This window comes from Halorhodospira sp. M38 (assembly GCF_022227985.1).
Taxonomy (GTDB): Bacteria; Pseudomonadota; Gammaproteobacteria; order Nitrococcales; family Halorhodospiraceae; genus Halorhodospira; species Halorhodospira halophila_A.
On record NZ_JAJNQP010000004.1, the window covers coordinates 98,941 to 120,450 of the forward strand.

At 66.7% G+C, this 21,510-nt stretch carries 18 protein-coding genes; 4 read left to right on the plus strand and 14 right to left on the minus strand.

What is annotated here, in order from left to right:
* Positions 1 to 20: 20 nt before the first annotated feature.
* The 7 genes from metK to guaB all read right to left on the minus strand — a co-directional run bounded on the left by metK (position 21) and on the right by guaB (position 8,638).
* Complete coding sequence (gene metK, locus LRA98_RS04340) at positions 21 to 1,187, minus strand: methionine adenosyltransferase (RefSeq protein ID WP_201171171.1); 1,167 nt, start codon at positions 1,185 to 1,187, stop codon at positions 21 to 23.
* Positions 1,188 to 1,283: 96 nt separating this feature from the next.
* Positions 1,284 to 2,120, minus strand: coding sequence for a sarcosine/dimethylglycine N-methyltransferase (locus LRA98_RS04345; RefSeq protein ID WP_201171173.1), 837 nt, complete (start codon positions 2,118 to 2,120; stop codon positions 1,284 to 1,286).
* Positions 2,121 to 2,124: 4 nt separating this feature from the next.
* Positions 2,125 to 2,931 (minus strand): glycine/sarcosine N-methyltransferase, encoded by an 807-nt coding sequence (locus tag LRA98_RS04350; RefSeq protein ID WP_201171175.1) that lies wholly within the window; start codon positions 2,929 to 2,931, stop codon positions 2,125 to 2,127.
* A 349-nt stretch (positions 2,932 to 3,280) separates the two neighbouring features.
* Positions 3,281 to 5,056 carry a helix-hairpin-helix domain-containing protein gene (locus LRA98_RS04355; RefSeq protein ID WP_238632507.1) on the minus strand — a complete coding sequence of 592 codons (1,776 nt, stop codon included), beginning with the start codon at positions 5,054 to 5,056 and terminating at the stop codon, positions 3,281 to 3,283.
* A gap of 51 nt (positions 5,057 to 5,107) precedes the next feature.
* Entirely contained in the window at positions 5,108 to 5,566 is a 459-nt protein-coding gene (gene tadA / locus LRA98_RS04360) for a tRNA adenosine(34) deaminase TadA (protein WP_304118174.1), read from the minus strand.
* The gene (gene guaA / locus LRA98_RS04365; RefSeq protein ID WP_201171202.1) at positions 5,563 to 7,152 is read right to left on the minus strand and encodes a glutamine-hydrolyzing GMP synthase; all 1,590 of its coding nucleotides are present in this window, start codon (positions 7,150 to 7,152) and stop codon (positions 5,563 to 5,565) included. Before guaA ends, tadA begins: the two co-directional genes overlap by 4 nt.
* A 19-nt stretch (positions 7,153 to 7,171) precedes the next feature.
* Entirely contained in the window at positions 7,172 to 8,638 is a 1,467-nt protein-coding gene (gene guaB / locus LRA98_RS04370; protein ID WP_201171214.1) for an IMP dehydrogenase, read from the minus strand.
* A gap of 150 nt (positions 8,639 to 8,788) precedes the next feature.
* On the opposite strand from guaB, the gene xseA reads away from it, so the two are divergent.
* The 3 genes from xseA to LRA98_RS04385 are packed head-to-tail and all read left to right on the plus strand — an operon-like array spanning position 8,789 to position 12,201.
* Entirely contained in the window at positions 8,789 to 10,165 is a 1,377-nt protein-coding gene (gene xseA / locus LRA98_RS04375) for an exodeoxyribonuclease VII large subunit (RefSeq protein WP_238632508.1), read from the plus strand.
* Positions 10,155 to 10,988, plus strand: a complete 834-nt coding sequence (locus LRA98_RS04380) for a peptidoglycan DD-metalloendopeptidase family protein (protein WP_238632509.1) — start codon at positions 10,155 to 10,157, stop codon at positions 10,986 to 10,988. The genes xseA and LRA98_RS04380 overlap by 11 nt, the downstream gene beginning before the upstream one ends.
* Positions 10,989 to 11,016: 28 nt before the next feature.
* Positions 11,017 to 12,201, plus strand: a complete 1,185-nt coding sequence (locus LRA98_RS04385; RefSeq protein ID WP_201242948.1) for a thiolase family protein — start codon at positions 11,017 to 11,019, stop codon at positions 12,199 to 12,201.
* 121 nt (positions 12,202 to 12,322) lie between these two features.
* Here the strand turns inward: LRA98_RS04385 and LRA98_RS04390 are convergent, their stop codons facing one another.
* From LRA98_RS04390 to LRA98_RS04400, 3 genes are all read right to left on the minus strand, one after another.
* Entirely contained in the window at positions 12,323 to 13,276 is a 954-nt protein-coding gene (locus LRA98_RS04390) for a glutathione S-transferase family protein (RefSeq protein ID WP_238632510.1), read from the minus strand.
* 103 nt (positions 13,277 to 13,379) lie between these two features.
* Positions 13,380 to 13,961, minus strand: coding sequence for a hypothetical protein (locus LRA98_RS04395; protein ID WP_238632511.1), 582 nt, complete (start codon positions 13,959 to 13,961; stop codon positions 13,380 to 13,382).
* Positions 13,962 to 14,069: 108 nt separating this feature from the next.
* Complete coding sequence (locus LRA98_RS04400) at positions 14,070 to 14,672, minus strand: DUF4175 domain-containing protein (RefSeq protein ID WP_238632512.1); 603 nt, start codon at positions 14,670 to 14,672, stop codon at positions 14,070 to 14,072.
* A 270-nt stretch (positions 14,673 to 14,942) separates the two neighbouring features.
* Between LRA98_RS04400 and LRA98_RS04405 the strand changes: the two genes are divergently transcribed.
* A complete protein-coding gene (locus LRA98_RS04405) occupies positions 14,943 to 15,689 on the plus strand; it encodes a glutathione peroxidase (protein ID WP_201171231.1) in 747 nt (248 codons plus the stop codon).
* Positions 15,690 to 15,764: 75 nt separating this feature from the next.
* On the opposite strand, the gene LRA98_RS04410 is transcribed toward LRA98_RS04405, so the two are convergent.
* From LRA98_RS04410 to LRA98_RS04425, 4 genes are all read right to left on the minus strand, one after another.
* Positions 15,765 to 16,454 carry a TIGR04219 family outer membrane beta-barrel protein gene (locus LRA98_RS04410; RefSeq protein ID WP_238632513.1) on the minus strand — a complete coding sequence of 230 codons (690 nt, stop codon included), beginning with the start codon at positions 16,452 to 16,454 and terminating at the stop codon, positions 15,765 to 15,767.
* A gap of 80 nt (positions 16,455 to 16,534) precedes the next feature.
* On the minus strand, positions 16,535 to 18,094 hold the full coding sequence (locus tag LRA98_RS04415; protein WP_238632514.1) for a SpoVR family protein: 1,560 nt from the start codon (positions 18,092 to 18,094) through the stop codon (positions 16,535 to 16,537).
* A gap of 55 nt (positions 18,095 to 18,149) precedes the next feature.
* On the minus strand, positions 18,150 to 19,430 hold the full coding sequence (locus tag LRA98_RS04420; protein WP_201171240.1) for a YeaH/YhbH family protein: 1,281 nt from the start codon (positions 19,428 to 19,430) through the stop codon (positions 18,150 to 18,152).
* 24 nt (positions 19,431 to 19,454) lie between these two features.
* Positions 19,455 to 21,401, minus strand: a complete 1,947-nt coding sequence (locus LRA98_RS04425) for a PrkA family serine protein kinase (RefSeq protein ID WP_201242955.1) — start codon at positions 21,399 to 21,401, stop codon at positions 19,455 to 19,457.
* Between the last annotated feature and the right edge of the window lie 109 nt (positions 21,402 to 21,510).

Consider the following 21,510-nt stretch of genomic DNA (forward strand, 5'->3'; position numbering starts at 1 on the left):
GTTACTCCTTGCGTATTCAGTTACTTGAGGCCAGCGGCGTCCTTGAGGGCAGCAGCACGGTCGGTGCGCTCCCACGGCACGTCGATGTCCTCGCGGCCGAAGTGGCCGTAAGCGGCGGTCGGGCGGTAGATCGGCTGCTCCAGACCCAGCATCTTGAGGATGCCGTACGGACGCAGGTCGAAGTTCTCGCGGACCAGCTTGTTGATCACTTCCTCGTCGACCTTGCCGGTACCGAAGGTCTCGACGTTGACGGAGGTCGGCTCGGCGACGCCGATGGCGTAGGAGAGCTGCACCTCGCAACGATCGGCCAGGCCGGCGGCGACGACGTTCTTCGCCACATAGCGGCCGACGTAGGCGGCCGAACGGTCGACCTTGGACGGGTCCTTGCCCGAGAAGGCGCCACCACCGTGGCGACCCATGCCGCCGTAGGTGTCGACGATGATCTTCCGGCCGGTCAGGCCGCAGTCACCCAGCGGGCCGCCCGTAACAAAGCGCCCGGTCGGGTTGATGTGGTACTTGGTGTCGTTGGTCAGCCAGCCGGTGCTGCCGAGCACGGGCTTGATGATCTCCTCCATCACGCCCTCGTGGACGGTCTTCTGGTCCACAGTCTCGTCGTGCTGGGTGGAGAGCACCACCGCATCGCAGCCAACGATCTTGTCGCCTTCGTACTGGAAGGTGACCTGACTCTTGGCGTCCGGGCGCAGCCACGGCAGCTTGCCGTTCTTGCGCACCTCGGCCTGGCGCTTGACCAGCAGATGGGAGTAGTGAATGGCCGCCGGCATGAGCACGTCGGTCTCATTGGTGGCGTAGCCAAACATCAGGCCCTGGTCGCCAGCGCCCTGCTCCTCTTCCTTCTCGCGATCGACGCCCTGGTTGATGTCGGGCGACTGCTCGCCCAGCGCGTTCAGGACCGCGCAGGTGTCGGCGTCGAAGCCCATGTCCGAGCTGGTGTAGCCGATCTCCCGGACCACGTCGCGGACCAGCGGCTCGACGTTGATCTTGGCCGTGGTCTTGATCTCGCCGGCAACGACGACCATGCCGGTCTGGATCATGGTCTCGGCGGCGACGCGGGACTTCGGGTCCTGGCGCAGGAACTCGTCCAGCAGGGCATCGGAGATGGCATCGGCCATCTTGTCCGGATGGCCCTCGGACACCGACTCAGACGTAAAGAGGTAGCGCTTGCTCATGGTTACTCCTTCTCGCTAAGGATTCTCAGGTTATACAAACCCGGCGGCGCGGCCGCAGCCGCGCGCGGCCCGGGAGAAATGGATAAGTGCGCGGGATCAGTCCTTCCGGAAGTGGAAGATGCCCCAGGTCAGGTAGCCGTTGTTGCCACCCTCGACCCAGTGCTGCAGACCCTTCTTCATGCGGGCGACGTAATCGTCGGAGACGATGCCGTCGAGCTCGTGCCCGCGCCGCTCCAGTTCCTTGTGGACACGGCCGTAGTGGCGCGGAAGCTGGGGCGTGTTGTCCTCGAACTCCAGCTCCGTCATGCCGTTCTTCTTCAGCTCGTCGCGGTAGAAGCTCGGCGTGCCCATGGTGGAGAGGTGGATCCGGTCCAGGATCGGCTGAATGACGCCCTCGGGGCAGTCGTCGGCCTGCATCGGGTCGGTGAAGATGAACTCGCCGCCCTTCTTGAGCACACGGGTCACCTCGCTCATCACCCGGGGGCGATCACCACTGTGCAGGAACGAGTCCTGGCACCAGACGATGTCGAAGGTCTCGGCGTCGAACGGGATGTCCTCAAAGGCACCATCGACCACCTCGATCAGGTGATCGACGCCCTGCTCCTTGTTCATCTGCCGGTCGCGCTCGTTCTCGCGCTCGGAGAGGTTCAGGGCGACCACACGGCAGCCGTAGGTATGCGCCAGGTAGCGCGCCACGCCGCCATAACCGGCGCCCACGTCCAGCACGTAGCTGTCGGCGCTCAGGTTGCTCAGCTTCGAGGCCATGCGCTCGACGGTCCGACGACTGGCGTCGAAGATCGGCTCGTCCTCGTCATGATAGATGCCGACGTGCAGATCCTCACCACCCCAGATGTGGAAGTAGAAGTTGTCCGCATCGCGACTGTTGTAATATTGGCGGGCCACCTCGATGGCCTCGTCGTCATACTGACTCATCAGGTTATTCCTCCTCCCGATAGGCCTTCTCGGCGACATGGATGAAGAAGTCCGGATCGGCGTCCCGATAGGTCTCCTTGAAGTCGCCGTAGGTCTCGATTTTCTGGAAGCCGACCTCCCGCATCAGCCGCCGCGTGTACTCCTTGCGCAGCGGGAACATGTTCAGGAAATAGGTCGACCCATCGGAGAACGCGTACTTAAACCGCGCCAGCCCGTCGTCCACGTGCTCGGGATAGACCGAGACGTCGTCTCCGCAGTAGTAGTAGGTGTGGCTGGAGTCGTAGCCGTGATCCAGGATGCCGTCGTAGTTGCGCTGGTCCAGGATCAGGACACCGTCGTGGTTGAGGGCGGAGTAGAACTCGGCGAGGGTCTTGCGGCGGTCGCGTTCGTTGAATAGGTGGGTAAAGGAGTTGCCGAGGCAGATGATGGCGTCGTAGCGACCGTGGATGTCTTGGTTCAGCCACCGCCAGTCGACCTGGACGGTGCGCAGAATATGGCCACGTTTTCGCCCATTCTCGAAGGCCTTGGCCAGCATCTCCGCGCTACCATCGGCACTCACGACCTCGAAACCGGCCTCGCGCAGACGAACCGAGTGAAAACCCGTGCCGGTTGCGACGTCGAGTACCCGCTTGGCACCCCGTTTCTTGAGCTCTTGGATGAAGAAGTCACCCTCGCTCTGGGCCCGACTGTCCCAGTCGATCAGGTCGTCCCACTTGTCCACGAACCCGTCGACGTACTCCTCCGTGTAGTGGTCGGTGTCCCGCACCTGGGTCGGGTCCGCCCCGAAGTCCTGCTCAGTCTGAACACTCATAGGTCACCTCTGTCTGGCGATCTTCCCTATCGGCGCACGCGCGCCATGGATACAGTGCCCCGCTTCGGATCGGAGACTTCCACGTCACCGCCACCGCTTGGGCAGGTTGCGAATTGTTCGCCTCTCTACTGCTTCCGATGGTTCTTGTGCGGCATGCGCCCGCGCACCGTGCGGGGCGTGTCTCGGACAGGGGCCTAGGCCCATTTGACGATGCCGAGCCAGCCGCGGGCCGTCGAGCGACTCCGGGTCTCGGCACCTTCCTTTACATGCCTATACGACCGCGTCGGCCGTTAGCGTGGGCATACTGTGCGCGAGATCGGCGGCGAATTCAAGCCCCGGCCCCGCAGGGTCACCGGACCGGACGCAGGCGCTGCTCGGCCGACGCGGCTTCCGGGAAGTACTGACGTGACGGGACACAGGCGAGCACGTCGAGTTCGCGCTGGAAGGCCCACCCCTCCCCGGGGTCGACACCCCCCCAAGCATCCAAACCGCCCGGCACAGAGGAGCTTGCCCACCCATCCGCGGCGTATTGCCACCCCCGGCCGACCCGCGCCTCGTCCAGTTCCCTGCGCAACCGCCAGCGATCCCGGCCGAACGGATCCAATGCACCGGAGAAGATCAGCGGCTCAATCTGCTGCGCCGGCGCCGTACCCCCGAAACCGCGGATGATGAGGTCCATCACGCTGCGGTACTCGCCGCCCCGGCGGCGAAGCACCAGACGCTCGGCGGTCTGCCGATCGATCTGCGCAACGGCCCCAAGGCCGAAGAGGACCGTATCCCGGTCCAGGGGGCGAAACCCCCAGTCGCTGCGGTTAATATCCGGCGGTAGTACGATCACCCCGTCACTAAGCGCCTCCCGGCACAGATCGACGAGTGCCTCGCGATGGGGGCAAGCCACCCCTTCCGGCCCTCCACCGGCGCCGTAGCGGACGCCGTTGCGGGGGGTAATCCGCTGCAGCGCCCGGTTCAGACGCGCCGCCTGGAACACCGCAGGATAGCGCGCCCGGTAGTACGCCTGGCGGTAGGCCTCGGTGATCTCGATCAACGCCGCCGCACGATCGACTACCTGGGCCAGTGCCTGACGGAGCGTGCGCAGCAGGTAGAGCCCCCGGGCGTGAGGCAGCTGACATTGGGTGGCTATGCGCTCGCCCAGCTGGCGCGACAACTCACCCTCATGAGCGTCGGCCCCCTCCTCGCTCAGCCGCTGTGCAAGCGTCACGGCCTCGGCCAGCTCGCAACCGAGCAACCGCGCCAGCGCCACGATGACCTGCTCGCGATAGAGCCAGACGTTGGCCGTCGGGTTGAGGATGTCCTCCAGCTCCGGGTGGGGCAGCGGCGGGCGGGTGGCGCCGGTGCGCGCCGCCCGGTAACGCTCCGTCAGGCCCTGCGGCGCCCCGTCCCGGGCGACCACCACGACCTGCGTCACCTCCTCCAGACTGCGCGGCGCCGCCTCGCGCAGGCGCGCCTGCAGCTCCGCCCCCTCCAGCAAGGGGATGCCGGCGGTCTCGCCCCGAGCGATCAGACGCAGCGTGTCCGGGTCATCCCACGGGTAGGCCCAGCGCAAAGGATCGCAGTCACGCCCGCCGTTCAGCGCCCGCGCCAGGCGGGCCATCTCGCGCGTCAGCGCCAGTGTCGGCTCATGACCGACCACGACCTCGATCCCCTGCTCGGGCGCGTCGGCCGGCGCCGGGCCACCGCGGCGCAGTGCCGAGGTCAGCTCGGCCTGCTCGGCACGGCTGGCCACGCGCAAGTGCAGGCGCCGCGCCTCCAGCTCGCGCCCGAAACCGAGGAACGGCAGCCCGTGATCGATGGGGTCGATCCCGTTGAGACCGAGCAGGTTGAGCAGCAGGGAGCCGCTCTGCGGGCCGTAGCCCGCGCCGAAGGTGACGCCGCGGGCCGCCAGGTCCTGAACCACCCAGGAAAGCTCCAGGAGTACGCCAGGCTCCAATCCGAGGCGCGCGAAAGCCGCCATCTCCTGCTCAACCCGGCGGTGATAGCGAACCCGCCGCTCGCCCAGCGCCCGGCGCACGCAGCCGCTGTCGGCAGCGTCCCACAGCCGGTCCCAGGCAGCGCGCTCCAGCGCGCCGCCCCGGAACGGGACAATGGTGGTGGCGTCGTCGTGCATACCCTGACTATAGCCGCGCCGGTGCCAGAGCGTCGACGCGGCCCGGGACAGCTAGCGCCGGGCGCGGAAGAACTCGCGCAGCAGCTCGGCGGCCACAGTGCCGGAGACCCCGGCCGTCACTTCAACGCGATGGTTGTGCCCCGGCAGGCCGAGCAGATCGAACTGACCGCCGCAGGCGCCGGTCTTCGGATCGGAGGCGCCGTAGACCAGCCGACCGATCCGGGCATGGATCATGGCCCCGGCGCACATGAAACAAGGCTCAAGGGTGACGTAGAGGGTGGCCCCGGGCAGACGGTAGGCCCCGGCGGCCTGGCCGGCGGCACGCAGGGCGTTGAGCTCGGCGTGGGCGGTCGGGTCCCGGCTGGCGATGGGGTGGTTCCAGCCCTCGCCGAGGAGCGCCCCGTCGCGGACCACCACCGCCCCCACCGGCACCTCGCCCTGCCCGGCGGCGCGCCGGGCCAACTCCAGCGCCCGCGCCATCCACTGCGCGTCGTCCGATGCCCCGTTCACTCCCACTCGATGGTGGCCGGGGGTTTGCCGGAGATGTCGTAGACCACGCGCGAGATGCCGTCGATCTCGTTGATAATGCGCCGCGAGACGTGGTCGAGGAACTCGTAGGGGAGCTGCGCCCAGCGGGCGGTCATGAAATCCACCGTCTCAACGGCGCGCAGGGCGACGACGTACTCGTAGCGGCGGCCGTCCCCGGTCACGCCCACCGATCGCACCGGCAGGAAGACGGCGAAGGCCTGGCTGGTGCGCTCGTACCAGTCCCATCGGCGCAGCTCCTCGATGAAGATCGCATCCGCCCGCCGCAGCAAATCGGCATAGCGCTTGTGGACTTCGCCCAGGATCCGCACCCCCAATCCCGGCCCCGGGAAGGGGTGACGGTAGAGCATATCCGCCGGCAGCCCCAGTTCCAGCCCGACGCGCCGCACCTCGTCCTTGAACAGCTCGCGCAGCGGTTCGACGAGCCTGAGCTTCATCGTCTCGGGCAGCCCACCCACATTGTGGTGCGACTTGATGACGTGGGACTTGCCGCCGGCGTTGCCCGCCGACTCCACCACATCGGGGTAGATCGTGCCCTGGGCCAGGAACTCCACGTCCTCGAGCTTGCCGGCCTCCTCGTCGAAGATCTCGACAAACAGGTTGCCGATGATCCGACGCTTCTCCTCGGGGTCCTCGACCCCGGCCAGCGCGGCCAGGAAGCGATCCTCGGCATCGACATGGATGACCCGCACCCCCATGTGGCGGGCGAAGGTGGCCATAACCTGCTCGGCCTCGCCCAGGCGCAGCAGGCCATTGTCGACGAACACGCAGGTCAGCTGCTCACCGATGGCCCGGTGCAGCAGCGCGGCCGTCACCGAGGAATCGACACCGCCGGAGAGCCCGAGGACCACGTGGCGATCACCAACCTGCTCGCGCACCCGCGCGATGCTATCCTCGACGATGTTCCCCGGTGTCCAGTCGCCGGGGCAGCCACAGATCTCGCGCACGAACCGCTCGAGGATGCGGCCGCCCTGGGCGGTGTGGGTGACCTCGGGATGGAACTGCAGGCCGTACCAGCCGCGGGCGTCGTCGCCGATGCCGGCCACCGGCGCCGCCTCGGTCTCGGCAATCACCTGGAAGCCTTCCGGCGGCACCTCGACCCGATCGCCGTGACTCATCCAGACGTCGAGCAGACCGAAGCCGTCCGCGCTGGCGTGGTCCTCGATATCGCGCAGCAGCCGCGAATGCCCCCGCGCCCGGACCTGGGCGTACCCAAACTCCTTGTGATCCGACGGCGCCACGCGCCCGCCGAGCTGGGCGGTCATCGCCTGCATGCCGTAGCAGATCCCGAGCAGCGGCACTCCGAGTTCGAACACGGCCGCGGGGATGCGCGGGGTCTCAGCGTCGGTGACTGTCTCCGGGCCGCCGGAGAGGATCACCCCGGACGGTGCAAAGTCGCGCACGGCCCGGTCATCGGCATCGCAGGCGCGGATCTCGCAGTACACTCCGCACTCCCGTACGCGACGAGCGATGAGCTGGGTGTACTGCGAACCGAAATCGACAATAAGGATGCGGTGGGCGTGGATATCCGCCCCGGACTGCTCGCTCACAGGCAACGGCTCCGATTGATTACTCGACGCGGTAGTTGGGCGCTTCCTTGGTGATGGTCACGTCGTGGACGTGGCTCTCACGCATGCCGGCGCCGGTGATGCGGGCGAACTGCGGCCGTGTACGCATCTCCTCCATGGTGGCGCAGCCGACGTAACCCATGCTGGCCCGGATCCCGCCGATGAGCTGGTTGACGATGGTGACCATGCTCCCCTTGTAGGGCACCCGGCCCTCGATCCCCTCGGGGACAAGCTTGTCCACCGACTGCGACCCCTCCTGGAAGTAGCGATCAGCACTCCCCTGGCTACCGGACATGGCCCCGAGGGACCCCATCCCGCGGTAGGCCTTGTAGGAACGCCCCTGGTAGAGCTCCACTTCGCCCGGCGCCTCTTCGGTACCGGCCAGCAGGCTGCCGATCATGACCGTGTGCGCCCCGCTGGCCAGCGCCTTGGCGGCATCCCCGGAGAAGCGGACGCCGCCATCGGCGATCAGCGGTACGTCGGTCCCGGCCAGCGCCTGGGAGACGTTGGAAATCGCCGTCACCTGGGGCACCCCGACCCCGGCCACAACGCGGGTGGTGCAGATCGAACCCGGGCCGATGCCCACCTTAACGGCGTCGGCACCGGCCTCGGCCAGCGCCCTCGCCGCATCGCCGGTGGCGATGTTCCCGGCCACCACCTCGACATCGGGGTAGTGCCGTTTGACCCAGCGGACCCGGTCCATGACCCCGCGGGAGTGACCGTGGGCGGTATCCACCACGAGGACATCCACCCCCGCAGCGGCCAACGCCTCGGCGCGCTCTTCGGTGCCCTCACCGACCCCGACAGCGGCGCCGGCCCGCAGACGGCCGTGCTCGTCCTTGCAGGCATTGGGGAAGTCCTGGCTTTTCTGGATGTCCTTGACGGTGATCATGCCGCGCAGGCGGAAGGCGTCATCGACCACCAGGATCTTCTCGATGCGGTGCTGATGCAGCTTGCTCAGCACCTCGTCGCGCTCAGCCCCCTCGCGCACCGTGACCAACCGCTCCTTCGGCGTCATGGCCACGGAGACCGGCTCGCTGACCCGGCTCTCGAAGCGCAGGTCACGCCCGGTCACGATGCCGACGAGCTCCTCACCGTCGACCACCGGGACCCCCGAAATGCCGTGCTGGCGCGTGAGCTTGAGCACCTCGCCAATGGTCATGAAGGGCGAGACGGTGATCGGCTCCTTGATGATCCCGCTCTCGAACTTCTTGACCCGGCGCACCTCGGCGGCCTGTTGCTCGACGGTCATGTTCTTGTGGATGATGCCCAGCCCACCTTGCTCGGCCAGGGCAATGGCCAGTCGCGCCTCGGTGACGGTATCCATGGCTGCGGACACCAGCGGGACGTTAACCTGAATTCGGCGCGTCAGCGGAGTGCTCAGATCCACATCCCGAGGGAGCACGTGCGATTCAGCGGGAAGGAGAAGAACGTCATCGAAAGTCAGGGCTTCCTGGGCGATTCGCATGGTGTCGGGACCTCGGGCGGAGACGCTGTCTGAAGATGGAAAAGAGCAGTGTATTTTACGGTGCAGCAGCACCCCCACTCAACAAACTTCCCATGGGCGATAGCGGCGTGTAGCTTGTAATCAGCCAACTGGAGCGAGCCGCCGCCGAGTATGGAGCGCAGCAGCGACGATATCGCCGTCTACAGCCCCTCGCAGCTCAACCAGGAGGTGCGGGGCATGCTCGAGACGGTCCTGCCGTCCATCTGGGTCGAGGGCGAAATCTCGAACCTGGCCCGGCCCTCATCCGGGCACCTGTATTTCACGCTTAAGGATGCCAGTGCCCAAGTCCGCTGTGCGCTGTTCCGCGGCCGCGCCTCAGCGCTTCGGCACCGGCCCGCCGACGGCGACCAGATCCGCGTCCGCGCCAAGGCCAGCCTCTATCCCGCCCGCGGCGAGTTTCAGCTGGTCATCGAGCACCTCGAGCCAGCCGGCGAGGGGGCCCTGCAGCGCGCCTTCGAAGCGCTCAAGCAGCGCCTGGGCGCCGAGGGATTGTTCGACGCGGCAAGCAAGCGCCCCCTGCCCCGCCTGCCGCGCCGGCTCGGGGTCATCACCTCGCCGACCGGCGCCGCCATCCGCGATGTGCTGCAGGTGCTGCAACGGCGCTTCCCGGCGCTGCCGGTGCTGGTCTACCCGGTACCGGTCCAGGGCGATGCCGCCGCACCGGCCATCGTCCGGGCCCTGGAACTCGCCGGCCGCCGGTGCGAGGTCGATACCCTGCTGCTGACCCGGGGCGGCGGCTCGCTGGAAGATCTCTGGCCCTTCAATGAAGAGTCGGTGGCCCGGGCGATCCGCGCCTGTCCGATCCCGGTCGTCAGTGCGGTGGGCCACGAGGTGGATGTCACCATCGCCGACCTGGCGGCGGACCTGCGCGCGCCGACCCCCTCGGCCGCCGCCGAGACCCTGTCACCGGACCGGCACGCCTGGCAGGAGCGACTCGAGCGCATCGGCCACCGCCTGGAGACCGCCGCGCGAAGGCGCCTCGGCCGCGACGCCGAACAGCTGGCGGCGCTCCAGCGTCGGCTGGCAGCACAGCACCCGGGACGGCGGCTGCGCGACCGGGCGCAACGCCTCGACGAGCTGGAGAGTCGGCTACACCGCCTGGGCCGACAGGCCCTCGAGATGCGGGGTGCACGGCTTGAAACCGCCAGGCAGCGGCTTCAGGTCCAGGATCCACGCCGGCGCACGGCCCACGAGCGCCGGCGGATCGAAGAGCTGGCGCAGCGGCTGCGTCAGTCCGTGCGTGGCCGGCTGGAGGCCTCGCAGCAGCGCCTCGGCACCGCCTCCCGTGCCCTGCACGCGGTCAGCCCTCTTGCCACGCTGGAGCGCGGCTACGCGGTGGTGCAGCGGGTGCAGGACGGCGCCATCCTGCGCCAGGCCGAAGCCGTGGAGGTGGGCGAGCGCATCCGTGCCCGCCTGGCGCACGGGGCGCTAGACTGTCGGGTCGAAGCCAGACACACCACGGAGGACCCGTTGCCCGATGCCGACTGAATCCTTGCTCCCCCGCGTCGGAAAAGCAGTCACGGCACTCGCCGCCGCGGTCGGGCTGCTGCTGGCCTCTGCGCTGCAGGCCGCCCCATTGCCCGACTGGCCCGTCCCCGGCGGCGTGGCGCGGGTTGATCTGGAGACCGACAGGCGGCCGGGCGATGTACGCTATGACGACGAGCCGGTGATGGTGCGCTCCACGCCGGAAGGCTGGCAGGCGGTGGTGGGGATCGGCCTGGACGCCGACCCTGGAACCCACACCCTCAAGGTGGATGGGACCCCGCACACCTTCGAAGTCGAGCCCATCGACTACGAGGAGCAGCACCTGACCATCGACGACGAAGACATGGTCACACCCCCCGAGGAGACGCTGGAGCGCATCTGGGCCGAACAGCGCGAGATCCGAGCCGCCTTTCGCAGCCGCGAGGTCGACACCCAGCCGCGGCTGCACCTGCACACCCCGGTCGCAGAGCACCGGGTATCGGCCACGTTCGGGCTGCGGCGTTTTCTCAACGGCCAACCCCGCAATCCGCACAATGGCCTCGACATGGCCGCCCCCACCGGCACGCCCATCGAGGCGGCCGAGGCCGGCCGCGTGGTGCAGACCGGAGACTACTACTTCAACGGCAAGACCGTGTTCATCGACCACGGCGCCGGCCTGGTCACCATGTACTGCCACCTGGACGAGATGGACGTCGAAAAGGGCCAGTGGGTAGAGCGTGGCGAGGCAATCGGAACCGTCGGGGAGACCGGACGGGTGACCGGGCCTCATCTGCACCTGAGCGTCATCCTCAACGGCAACACCGTTGACCCCAACCTATTCCTTTAGGACCAACGCGATCGAGAAAGGAGGCATCATGTCCCAGCGTCGAGTCGTCATCTGCTCGCCCACTCGCACACCCATCGGGACGTTCGGCGGGGCCCTCAAGACCGTCCCCGCACCGGATCTCGGTGCCACTGCCATCCGCGGGACACTGGAACGCTCCGGCCTCGACCCGGCGGCCGTGGATACCGTGGTCATGGGCAACGTGATCCAGGCCGGCTGCAAGATGAACCCGGCCCGCCAGGCCTCGATCAATGGCGGTGTCCCCGCCGAGACGCCGGCGCTGACGGTCAACCGCGTCTGCGGCTCCGGCGCCCAGGCCATCGCCAACGCCTTCCAGGAGGTGGCACTCGGCTTCGCCGAAACCGCTGTCGCTGGCGGCATGGAGAACATGGACCGCGCCCCCTACCTGCTGATGCAGGGCCGCTACGGCTACCGCCTCGGCCACCAGCAGATCCTCGACGCCGTGCTCAGCGACGGCCTGAACGACGCCTTCTCCGACCAGCACTCGGGCTGGCATACCGAGGATCTGGCCGAGCAGTATCAGATTACCCGGCAGGAACAGGACGAATGGGCCCTGCGCTCGCAGCAACGCTTCAGCACCGCCCAGTCCGCCGGCCACTTCGAGGCGGAGATCACCCCGGTGGACGTGCCCGGCCGCAAGGGGCCCACGCGCTTCGAGACCGATGAGCACAACCGCGGCGACACCACCCTCGAGGGCCTGCAGAAGCTGCGCCCGGCCTTCCGCAAGGAGGGCACCATCACCGCCGGCAACGCCCCTGGCGTCAACACCGGGGCCGCAGCCATGGTGGTCGCCGAGGAGGAAGCCGCCCGTCAGCACGGACTCACGCCGGCAGCGCGGCTGGTGGCCTACGGCGTCGGCGGGGTCGAGCCGGGGATGTTCGGGATCGGCCCGGTACCGGCGGTCAGGCAGTGCCTGCAGCGCGCCGGCTGGTCCACCGATGAGGTGGGGCGCTGGGAGATCAACGAGGCCTTCGCGGCCATCGCCATCGCCGTCACCCGGGACCTGGGTCTCGATCCGGAGCGGGTTAACGTCGAGGGCGGCGCGGTGGCACACGGCCACCCGATCGGTGCCACCGGCGCGGTGCTCACCACCCGACTGATCCACGCCATGCAGCGCGACGGTGTGGACAAGGGCGTGGTCACCATGTGTATCGGCGGCGGCCAAGGGGTGGCCCTGGCCATCGAGCGGATGTAAGGCCCCCCCCCGGACGCCGATCCCCGTCGGCCGATGGCCGTCGGGGACGGAAACGCAGCAAGCCCCGCGGTGCGCGAGCACCCGGGGCTTTTTTGCATCCTCCGGCCGGACTACGGCTCGGCTACACCGCCTCTCGGCCGTGGGGGGCGTCCAGATCCAACCGCGGCATGCGCGCCACCAGGCCGGTGGGATTGAGAAAGGCGTGGCTCCGGTAGTAATGGTGGCGGATGTGGTCGAAATCCGTGGTCTCGCCGAACGCCGGCATCTGGTAGAGCTCACGCAGGTAGCCCATCAGGTTCGGGTATTCACGGATCTGGCGCTGCGAGCACTTGAAGTGCACGGCATAGACAGCGTCGAAACGGATCAGCGTCGTGTACAGACAGATATCCGCCTCGGTGAGCCGGTCCCCGCAAAGATAGCGCTGCCGGCCCAGCACCTCCTCCCAGTGGTCCAGGGCCGCGTAAAGGGCATCGGCGGCCTCTTCGTAGGCCTGCTGGCTACCGGCGAAGCCGCAGCGGTAGACGCCATTGTTGATGGGCTGGTAGATGGCGTCGATGGCCGCATCCACGGCCTCGATGCGATCCGCCGGGGCCAGATCCACGTCGTTACCGGCCAACGCCTCGAAGCGGTGATCGAACATACGAAGCAGGTCCCGGGACTCGTTGTTGACCAGCGTGCCCTCCCGGCAGTCCCACAGTGCCGGCACGGTCACCCGGCCATTGGCGCGAGGCTCGGCGGCGGTGTAGACCTGATGGAGGTAGTCCGCCCGGTGGATCGGGTCGCCGGTGGCACCAGGGAAGTCGTCGCGCAGCTCCCAGCCATTCTCCAGCATCAGCGGGTGCACCACCGAGACCGAGATCACCGGCTCGAGACCCTTCAGCCGACGGGCGACAAGCACCCGATGCGCCCAGGGGCAAGCCAGGGAGACATACAGATGGTAGCGGCCCGCCTCCGGCGCGAAACGCCCGCCTGGCTCGATCCACTCCCGAAACCGACTCACGTCGCGCTGAAAGCGGCCGGTCTCGTCCCGCTTGTACGACTCCTGCGTCCATTGCCCATCCACCAGCAAGCCCATCATTCCCTCCGGGGCGGCCTCGGCACCGCCTTGGCTGCTAAAAAAAAAGGCGGGATGACCACGCTGGTCATCCCGCCCACTCATCCCGGGAGCGTTGCTCCCCTTACTCCAGGCCTTCCGGGACCTGCTGCTGCATACCTTCCTGAACGCGCCGCTGGAGCTCCTCGAGTTCTGACATGAGTTCGGCCGTCTCGGGGTAGTCTTCCTCCATGGCCGCGAGCAGATCCTCTTGGAACTCGCGCATGTCGCGCTCCATGCTTTCGCGGAAATCGTCGTCGCGCATGGCTTCCTGCTGCTCCTGCTGGAGCTGCATCTGCGCTTCGTGGAACTCCTCGGCCAGCTCCTGCTGCTCCTCCTGGGAGACGTCCCCGGCCTCGAAGCGCTCGTAGATCTCCTGCATGCGCGCATAGTGGCGCTCGGGATCGTAGCCAAGATCCTCCATTTTGGCCGCGGCGCGCTCCTCCAGGTGACGCTGCTTCTCCTGGAGTTCGTCGCTGGCCTCGAAGGTCTCCTGCTGGATCTGCCCCAGCTGCCGCTGCAGCTGTTGGAGCCGCTGCTGCGCCTCCATCAATTCCGCGTCCTGGGCCCCGGGGGCCTGTTGCTCGCCCCCCTGAGCCAGCGAGGCCTGCAGCGGGGCTGCGGCAATGAGCAACGCCAGGAGCGCCGCCGTCGTCGTGCGAATCATTGGTGAACTCCCTTAGCTATTCCCACCACGGAAGCGGCCCGGTCGCCCCCGCGCTTGTCCATGGTAGCACTCGACGACGACGGCGCACCTGTTTCCCCGAGATGCCGTTTACTGAGGCATCTCGCCCTCAGGCATCGGCTGCTCACCGCCCATGCCCTGCTGCATCTCGGCCTGCAGCTCCTCCATCTCCTGCATCAGGGCCTCGGCCTCGGGGTTCTCGTCATACATGGTGTCGATCAGGTCCTGCTCCAGCTGCTGGCGATCCTCCTGCCACGGCTGGACGAAGTCCTCATCCTGCATGGCCTCCTGCTGGGCCTGCTGCAGCTCCATGTGGATCTCCTGATCCTCCTGCATGCGCTGCTGGACCTCTTCCTGAGACATCTCGCCGGAGTGCATGGCCTCCATGGTCTCCTCCAAGCGCTCGATGTCCTGGCGGACGTTGTCGTAGCCCATGTCCTCCATCTGATCCAGCAGCCGGTCGTCCAGCTCCTCGGCGCGCTCTTCCAGCTCCGGGTTGGACTCGAGGGTGTCCTGCTGCATCTGACCCAGCTGCTGCTGGATCTCCTGCATGCGCTGCTGGCCCTCGGACATCTGCGGCTGCATGCCCTGGCCGCCCTCGGGCGCCTGGCCGCCCTCCGGAGCCATCTGGGCGTAGGCCCCCGAGGTGGCGAGCATCAGCACGAGCGCGGAAGCGGCAGTCTTGCGGAACATATACAACTCCTCATCAAACGAGTTCGGTGCGTTGAAACCGTCGCAACGGCCTTACCCCGGCTGACAGCATCCCGGGGTGGATGGTTCCGGGATAGCGGCACCGAATCGCTCTCCGGCGGACACCGTCGCAAACCGTGCAGCCCCCCCATACGGCGCGTATCAGGACTTGAGGCATCTTGTATCAGTTTTTCTTATTGCAACGCCCGGACCGCTGCCGACAGAATATGGATAGTTTTGATCTGTTCTTATTCCAGAACCAAGGAGGCAACGATGTCGCACCCGATGGAAGGACAGCCTGTCCCGCGTGTCACCTTCCGGACCCGCGTAAACGGCGAGTGGCAGGACGTCAAGACCGACGAGCTGTTCAAGGGCAAAACGGTGGTGGTGTTCGCCCTGCCGGGGGCTTTCACTCCGACCTGCTCCTCCACCCACCTGCCGCGCTACAACGAGCTGGCGCCGGTGCTCTGGGACAACGGCGTAGACGACATTGTCTGCCTGTCGGTGAATGACGCCTTCGTGATGGAGGAGTGGCGGCGGGATCAGCACGCCGAGAACGTCACCTTCATCCCCGACGGCAACGGGGAGTTCACCGAAGGCATGGGCATGCTGGTGGACAAGAACGACCTGGGCTTCGGCAAGCGCTCCTGGCGCTACGCGATGCTGGTCCGCGACGGCGTCATCGAGAAGATGTTCGTCGAGCCGGAGAAGCCCGGCGACCCGTTCGAAGTCTCCGACGCCGACACCATGCTGCGCCACATCAACCCGGATGCACCACACCCGTCTTTTGTGACCCTGTTCAGCAAACCGGGGTGTCCGCACTGTTCCCGCGCCAAGGCGCTGCTTGAGGAGCACGGCTACGACTACGAGGAGATCTGCCTCGGCGAGGGCATCACCACCCGCTCGGTACGGGCAGCCACCGGCTCGGGCACAGTGCCGCAGGTGTTGATCGACGGGCGTTTGGTCGGCGGTGCCGACGACCTGGAGGCGCGACTGGGCCGGGCCCGCTCGGCGGCCTGATCCGGCTGCGGCCGTGTCAAAAGACCCGGGGCGGCCCCGCGCTGCCCCGGGTCTTTTATTGCGTCGGCATCCGGCCTAGAAACGCAGGAAGGCGCCAGCGTAGGGTCCGCTGAAGTCCACGTCCAGGGTCACGTCACTGAAGTCGTCCATGTCCACCGAGAACTCCCGATAGCCAAGCATCGCCCCCGTGTACCAGCGCCGGTAGACCAGGTGGGCGCGGAAGTCGGTGATCGAATGATCCCCCACCGGCAGCGTCTGCAAAGAGCCCTCGAAACCGATCCGCGAACCGGGTATATCCACACCGACCCGACCGAAGAACATCGGTAGGGTTCCGGAAAGTGAGGTGTCGGGATCTGGCTGAGCCTGCGGGGTACGCACCTCGCCATCGAAGTGGCGCGCGGTGACGCCCACATCGATGTCCACCATCGGCAGCGGCAGCGGCGACCAGAACAGGGTCAGGTCCGTGTGGTCGAGGTTGACCACGGTGCTCCCGGTCCCGTCCTGCTCGAGATGGGTCCGCTCCAAGCGGACGCTGGGCACACCGGGGAGGATGTGATCCCACTCGAACCAGAGGTTCCAGTCCCGATCGCTGTCGAGGTCGATGTCATCCCCCTCGACGTCTTCGCCAAGAATCTCCCCTTCCGGGTCGTGGAACCAGAGATTCGCACCGCCGGAGATGCCCATGATCCCGCCGGTGGCGTGCGCGGCTCCGGCTCCGAGAACCAGCGCCGCCGCCGTGAATCCACTGAGTAGGGTTCGCCGCATGCGTTACTCCTGCACTGTCAAAAGCGTTGCCCTGAGCATACCACCCCGCCGCAGCCGCCCCAATCGGCGTCCGCCGCCCTTCAGGCCACCGGATCCGCGGGGGACATCTGGGGAAACTCGTTGATCACCCGTTCCGTCTCCGGGTCCACCTCGTAGAGCTTCACATCGTAGCCCCAGAGGTTGGCCAGGTGCCGCAGCACCGCCGTGGCCTCGCCCTTGTCCAGGATGACCCCGTCGCTGACCCGGTGCTCGAGCACCAGGGTCCGGTCCCCGGCCAGATCCACGTCCACCACCTGGATATCCGGTTCCAGCCGGGCCACGTCGTGGCGCTGCGCCAGTGAGCGCCGCACCGCCCGGTAGCCGGCATCGTCGTGGATCGCGTCGACCACCAGCTCGGGCTCGTCGGCGTCATCGTGGACCCGGAAGAGACGGAAATCGCGGATGACCCGGGGGCTGAGGAACTGCAGGATGAAGCTCTCGTCGCGGTACTCCTGCCAGGCGTGGTGCCAGACACCGAGCCAGTCCCCGCTGCCGGCCACCTCCGGGAACCAGCGCCGGTCCTCGTCGGTGGGATCGGTGGCCATGCGCCGGAGATCCTCCAGAATGGCGAACCCGAGGGCGTAGGGATTGATGCCCGAGTAGCGCGGATCGTCGAACTCCGGCTGGAAGACCACGCTGGTGTGGCTGTGCAGGAACTCCAGAAAGGCGCCGTCGGTCAACTGCCCGTTCTCGTGGAGCCGGTTCATGATGTAGTAGTGCACTGCCGTGGCGCAGCCCTCGTTCATCACCTTGGTCTGCTTCTGCGGATAGAAGTACTGCGCCACATTGCGCACGATGCGCAGCACCTCCCTCTGCCAGTGCTCCAGGCGCGGCGCGCGCTTTTCGAGGAAGTACAGGAGGTTCTCCTCCGGCAGCCCCAGCCGCTGCATACGCAGCTCCACCGGGTCCGCGCCGCCGGGCAGCTCGCCGTCCGGATCCGTGGGCACGGTGCGCCAGAGATCGTTGTAGGTCTGCTCCTCGTAGCGAATCCGCTCGATCTCGCGGTCGCGCTCCTCGCGCAGGCTACGCGTCTGCGGCTTGGGGTAGCGGTGCACCCCCTGGCTCATCAGGGCGTGGGCGGCGTCGAGCACCCGCTCGACCGCCTGCACCCCGTAGCGCTCCTCGCACTCGGAGATGTAGCCCTTGGCGAAATCCAGGTAGTCGAGAATGCCCTCGGCGTCGGTCCACTCCCGAAAGAGGCGGTTGTTCTTGAAGAAGTGGTTGTGGCCGAAGGCGGCGTGGGCCACCACCAGCGTCTGCATGGTGAGCGTGTTCTCCTCCATGATGTAGGAGATGCACGGCTTCGAGTTGATGACGATCTCGTAGGCGAGCCCGGTGTAGCCCTTGCGATAGAGCATTTCGTCCCGGGCGAAGTGCTTGCCGAAGGACCAATGCCGATAAAACAGCGGCATCCCCATCGAGGCGTAGGCGTCGAGCATCTGCTCGGAGCTGATGACCTCGATCTGGTTGGGATAGATGTCGAGCTTGAGCTCCTCGCGGGCAATCCGCTCGATGGCGTCGTAGACGCGCATCACATCGCGGTAATCCCAGTCGAGGCCGGTGAACAGGGGTTTTTGCTGAACCGCCGCATTCGATGCCATCGGGATCCTCTCCAGTCTCTGAGGGTTCAGGGGGTCAAGGTTCAGCGCTCAGGGTTCAAGCCTTCAGTTCAGCCGGCGTGAAGAGGTCCCGGAACACCGGGAAGATGTCTCCGCGGGTCTGCACCCGGCGCATGGCCAGGGGCGACTCCCCGCGGGCCAGCCGGTCGTAGGCCCGCCACAGGTCCGACGGGACATGGAAGGCCTGCCCGCCACCCACCTCGATGTAGGCGAAGTACTGGCACAGGGGAAGGATCCCGTCGGCCATCAGCCGGGTGGTGGCCGGGTTGTCCGCGGGGGTGTTATCCCCGTCCGAGGCCTGCGCCCCGTAGATGTTCCAGTCGTTGACGGGATAACGGTCCTCGATGATGTCACGCATCATCGTCAGCGCCGGCGAGACCAACGTCCCCCCAGTCTCGCGGGAGTAGAAGAAGGTGTCCTCGTCGACCTCCTGCGCGATGTGGGTATGGCGGATGAAGACGATATCCACATGGCGGTAACGGCGCTCGAGGAAGAGGTAGAGGAGCATGAAGAACCGCTTGGCAAGATCCTTCATGTCCTCGGTCATTGAGCCGGAGACGTCCATCAGGCAGAACATCACCGCCTGGGAGATCGGCTGCGGAACGTGGTCAAAGCGGTTATAGCGGATGTCGACCGGATCGATGTAGGGGATCGCCCGGGACCGCTCCTGTTTGCTTCGGCGGAGCTCGATGAGTTCGCGCAGCCGCTCCGGCTCGGCACCGGAGCGCTCCAGACGATCAATCTCCTCGTCCAGGGCCTGCAGATCCTCCCCCTTGGGGCGGCGCAGGGCAATGCGCCGTGACAGGGAGTTGCGCATGGTCCGCTCGACGTTGAGGTTCGAGGGGGAGCCGCTGACCGAATAGCCCGCGCGCTGCTGGGTGTACTGCTCGGTCTTCTTGACCTGGCGCTTGACCAGATCCGGCAACTCCAGGCCCTCGAAGAAGAGGTCGAGGAACTCGTCGCGGCTGACAGCAAAGGTGAACTCGTCTTCCCCCTCGCCGTCGGGGCTACCCTCGCGCCCGCCACCACTGCCCTGCCCTTCGGGGCGCGGAATGGTATCGCCGACCACGTACTCCTTGTTGCCGGGAACCACGTGCTCGCGCACCCCGCGGTCGGCGGCCTTGCGAAAGCTCGGCTCGTGGAGGCCGTCGGCGGGGATGGTGATCTGCTCCCCACCGGCCACGTCGGTCACCTTGCGCCGGCCGGAAGCCTCGTTGACGGCATCCAGCACCTGGCGCTTGGCCCGTCTGAGGAAACGCTGGCGGTTGGCCAGGCTCTTGCCCTTCGGATTGCGGCGCCGGTCGATGATATTGACCAAGGACGCACCCCCCTTCTTGCCGGATCAGCCGGCCTGCTTGACGCGCATGTACCACTCCACCAGGCGTCTCACCTGGCGCTCGGTGTAGCCCCGCTCGACCATCCGCCGGACGAACTCGCTGTGCTTGCGCTCCGTCTCCGAGTCGCCCTTGGTGGTAAAGCTGATCACCGGCAGCAGATCCTCCACCTGACTGAACATCCGCTTCTCGATGACCTCGCGGATCTTCTCGTAGGAGGTCCAGCTCGGCATCTGCCCGCCCTGCTGCGCCTTGGCACGCAGCGCGAACTTGACCACCTCATTGCGGAAGTCCTTCGGATTGGCGATGCCCGCCGGCTTCTCGATCTTAGTCAGCTCCTGGTTCAGCGCCTGGCGGTCCATCAGCTGCCCGGTGTCGGGATCTTTGAAGTCCTGGTCCTCGATCCAGGCATCGGCATACCCCACGTAGCGCTCGAAGAGGTTCTGACCGAAATCATCGTAGGACTCCAAATACGCCTTCTGGATCTCGTTGCCGATGAACTCCGCATACCGCGGGGCCAGCTCGGCCTTGATGATCTCCAGGTACTTGCGCTCGGTCTCCTCCGGGAACTGCTCGCGCTTGATGTTCTGCTCGAGCAGGTACAGCAGGTGGACCGGGTCAGCGGCCACTTCCTCGGTCTCGTAGTTGAAGGTCTGCGAGAGGACCTTGAAGGCGAAGCGCGTCGAGATCCCGTCCATCCCTTCGTTGACCCCGGCCTGGTCCCGGTACTCCTGCATCGACTTCGCCTTGGGATCCGTCTCCTTGAGGCTCTCGCCGTCGTAGATCCGCATCTTCGAGTAGAGGCTGGAGTTCTCGTGCTCCTTGAGCCGGGTGAGCACCGAGAACCGCGCCATGATCTCCAGGGTCCACGGCGCGCAGGGCGCGTCGGCGAGCTCGCTCTCCCGGATCAGCTTGTCGTAGATCTGCCGCTCCTCGGAGACGCGCAGGCAGTACGGCACCTTGATTACCGAGATCCGGTCGAGGAACGCTTCGTTGTTCTTGTTGTTGCGGAAGCTCTGCCACTCCGACTCGTTGGAGTGCGCCATGACCAGGCCGTGGAACGGGATTGCACCGATGTTCTCGGAGCCGACGTAGTTGCCCTCCTGGGTGGCCGTGAGCAGCGGATGGAGCATCTTGATCGGCGCCTTGAACATCTCCACGAACTCAAGGATGCCCTGGTTGGCGCGGTTGAGGCCGCCGGAGTAGCTGTAGGCATCCGTATCGTTCTGGCTGTAGAGCTCCAGCTTGCGGATGTCCACCTTGCCCACCAGCGAGGAGATGTCCTGGTTGTTCTCGTCGCCGGGCTCTGTCTTGGCCACCGCGATCTGCCGCAGCTTGGACGGATAGAGGCGAACCACCCGGAAGCGGTTGAGATCGCCGCCGAACTCGTCGAGGCGCTTGACCGCCCAGGGCGAGAGCAGCCCGCTGAGCTTGCGCCGCGGGATGCCGAAGCGCTCCTCCAGCTCCGGGCCGTGCTGGTCCGGATCGAAGAGCCCCAGCGGGCTCTCAAAGATCGGGCTGATCTCCTCGCCGGCCTTGAGGACGTAGACCGGGTAGCGCTCCATCAGCTGCTTGAGCCGCTCGGCCAGCGAGGACTTGCCACCGCCGACCGGACCGAGGAGATAGAGGATCTGCTTGCGCTCCTCCAGCCCCTGGGCCGCGTAGTTGAGGAAACCGACCAGCCGCTCGATGGTCTCCTCCATGCCGTAGAAGTCCTCGAAGGCCGGATAGATCTTCAGGGTGCGGTTGAGGAAGATGCGCCCCAGTCGCTCATCCTTCGAGGTGTCGTAGACCTGCGGCTCACCGATCGCCGCTACCAGCCGCTCGGCCGGGGAGGCGTAGGCCATCGGGTCGTCCCGGCAGAGTTCCAGATACTCGGCCAGGGTCAGCTGCTGCTCCTGGCGGCGTTCGTAGCTGCGAGCGTAGCGGGCAATCAGGTCTTCGGCGGTATCCATATGCAGCACCCCCCTCACGGAGTCTTGAGGTGAAGTCGCGAAAGAACGAAGGCGGCTCCGTTTGATTGGACGCAAAAATGCGCACGAATGTTCCGGAAGAAAGGCGGCG

What these genes read in the sequence shown, in the direction of transcription:
- LRA98_RS04345 (WP_201171173.1), bottom strand. Translation starts at nt 2,120, where the DNA reads ATGAGTCAGTATGACGACGAGGCCATCGAGGTGGCCCGCCAATATTAC.
- LRA98_RS04355 (WP_238632507.1), bottom strand. Translation starts at nt 5,056, where the DNA reads ATGCACGACGACGCCACCACCATTGTCCCGTTCCGGGGCGGCGCGCTG.
- LRA98_RS04415 (WP_238632514.1), bottom strand. Translation starts at nt 18,094, where the DNA reads ATGGCATCGAATGCGGCGGTTCAGCAAAAACCCCTGTTCACCGGCCTC.
- LRA98_RS04385 (WP_201242948.1), top strand. Translation starts at nt 11,017, where the DNA reads ATGTCCCAGCGTCGAGTCGTCATCTGCTCGCCCACTCGCACACCCATC.
- LRA98_RS04390 (WP_238632510.1), bottom strand. Translation starts at nt 13,276, where the DNA reads ATGGGCTTGCTGGTGGATGGGCAATGGACGCAGGAGTCGTACAAGCGG.
- LRA98_RS04350 (WP_201171175.1), bottom strand. Translation starts at nt 2,931, where the DNA reads ATGAGTGTTCAGACTGAGCAGGACTTCGGGGCGGACCCGACCCAGGTG.
- LRA98_RS04380 (WP_238632509.1), top strand. Translation starts at nt 10,155, where the DNA reads ATGCCGACTGAATCCTTGCTCCCCCGCGTCGGAAAAGCAGTCACGGCA.
- guaB (WP_201171214.1), bottom strand. Translation starts at nt 8,638, where the DNA reads ATGCGAATCGCCCAGGAAGCCCTGACTTTCGATGACGTTCTTCTCCTT.
- LRA98_RS04405 (WP_201171231.1), top strand. Translation starts at nt 14,943, where the DNA reads ATGTCGCACCCGATGGAAGGACAGCCTGTCCCGCGTGTCACCTTCCGG.
- LRA98_RS04425 (WP_201242955.1), bottom strand. Translation starts at nt 21,401, where the DNA reads ATGGATACCGCCGAAGACCTGATTGCCCGCTACGCTCGCAGCTACGAA.
- LRA98_RS04410 (WP_238632513.1), bottom strand. Translation starts at nt 16,454, where the DNA reads ATGCGGCGAACCCTACTCAGTGGATTCACGGCGGCGGCGCTGGTTCTC.
- metK (WP_201171171.1), bottom strand. Translation starts at nt 1,187, where the DNA reads ATGAGCAAGCGCTACCTCTTTACGTCTGAGTCGGTGTCCGAGGGCCAT.
- xseA (WP_238632508.1), top strand. Translation starts at nt 8,789, where the DNA reads ATGGAGCGCAGCAGCGACGATATCGCCGTCTACAGCCCCTCGCAGCTC.
- LRA98_RS04395 (WP_238632511.1), bottom strand. Translation starts at nt 13,961, where the DNA reads ATGATTCGCACGACGACGGCGGCGCTCCTGGCGTTGCTCATTGCCGCA.
- LRA98_RS04400 (WP_238632512.1), bottom strand. Translation starts at nt 14,672, where the DNA reads ATGTTCCGCAAGACTGCCGCTTCCGCGCTCGTGCTGATGCTCGCCACC.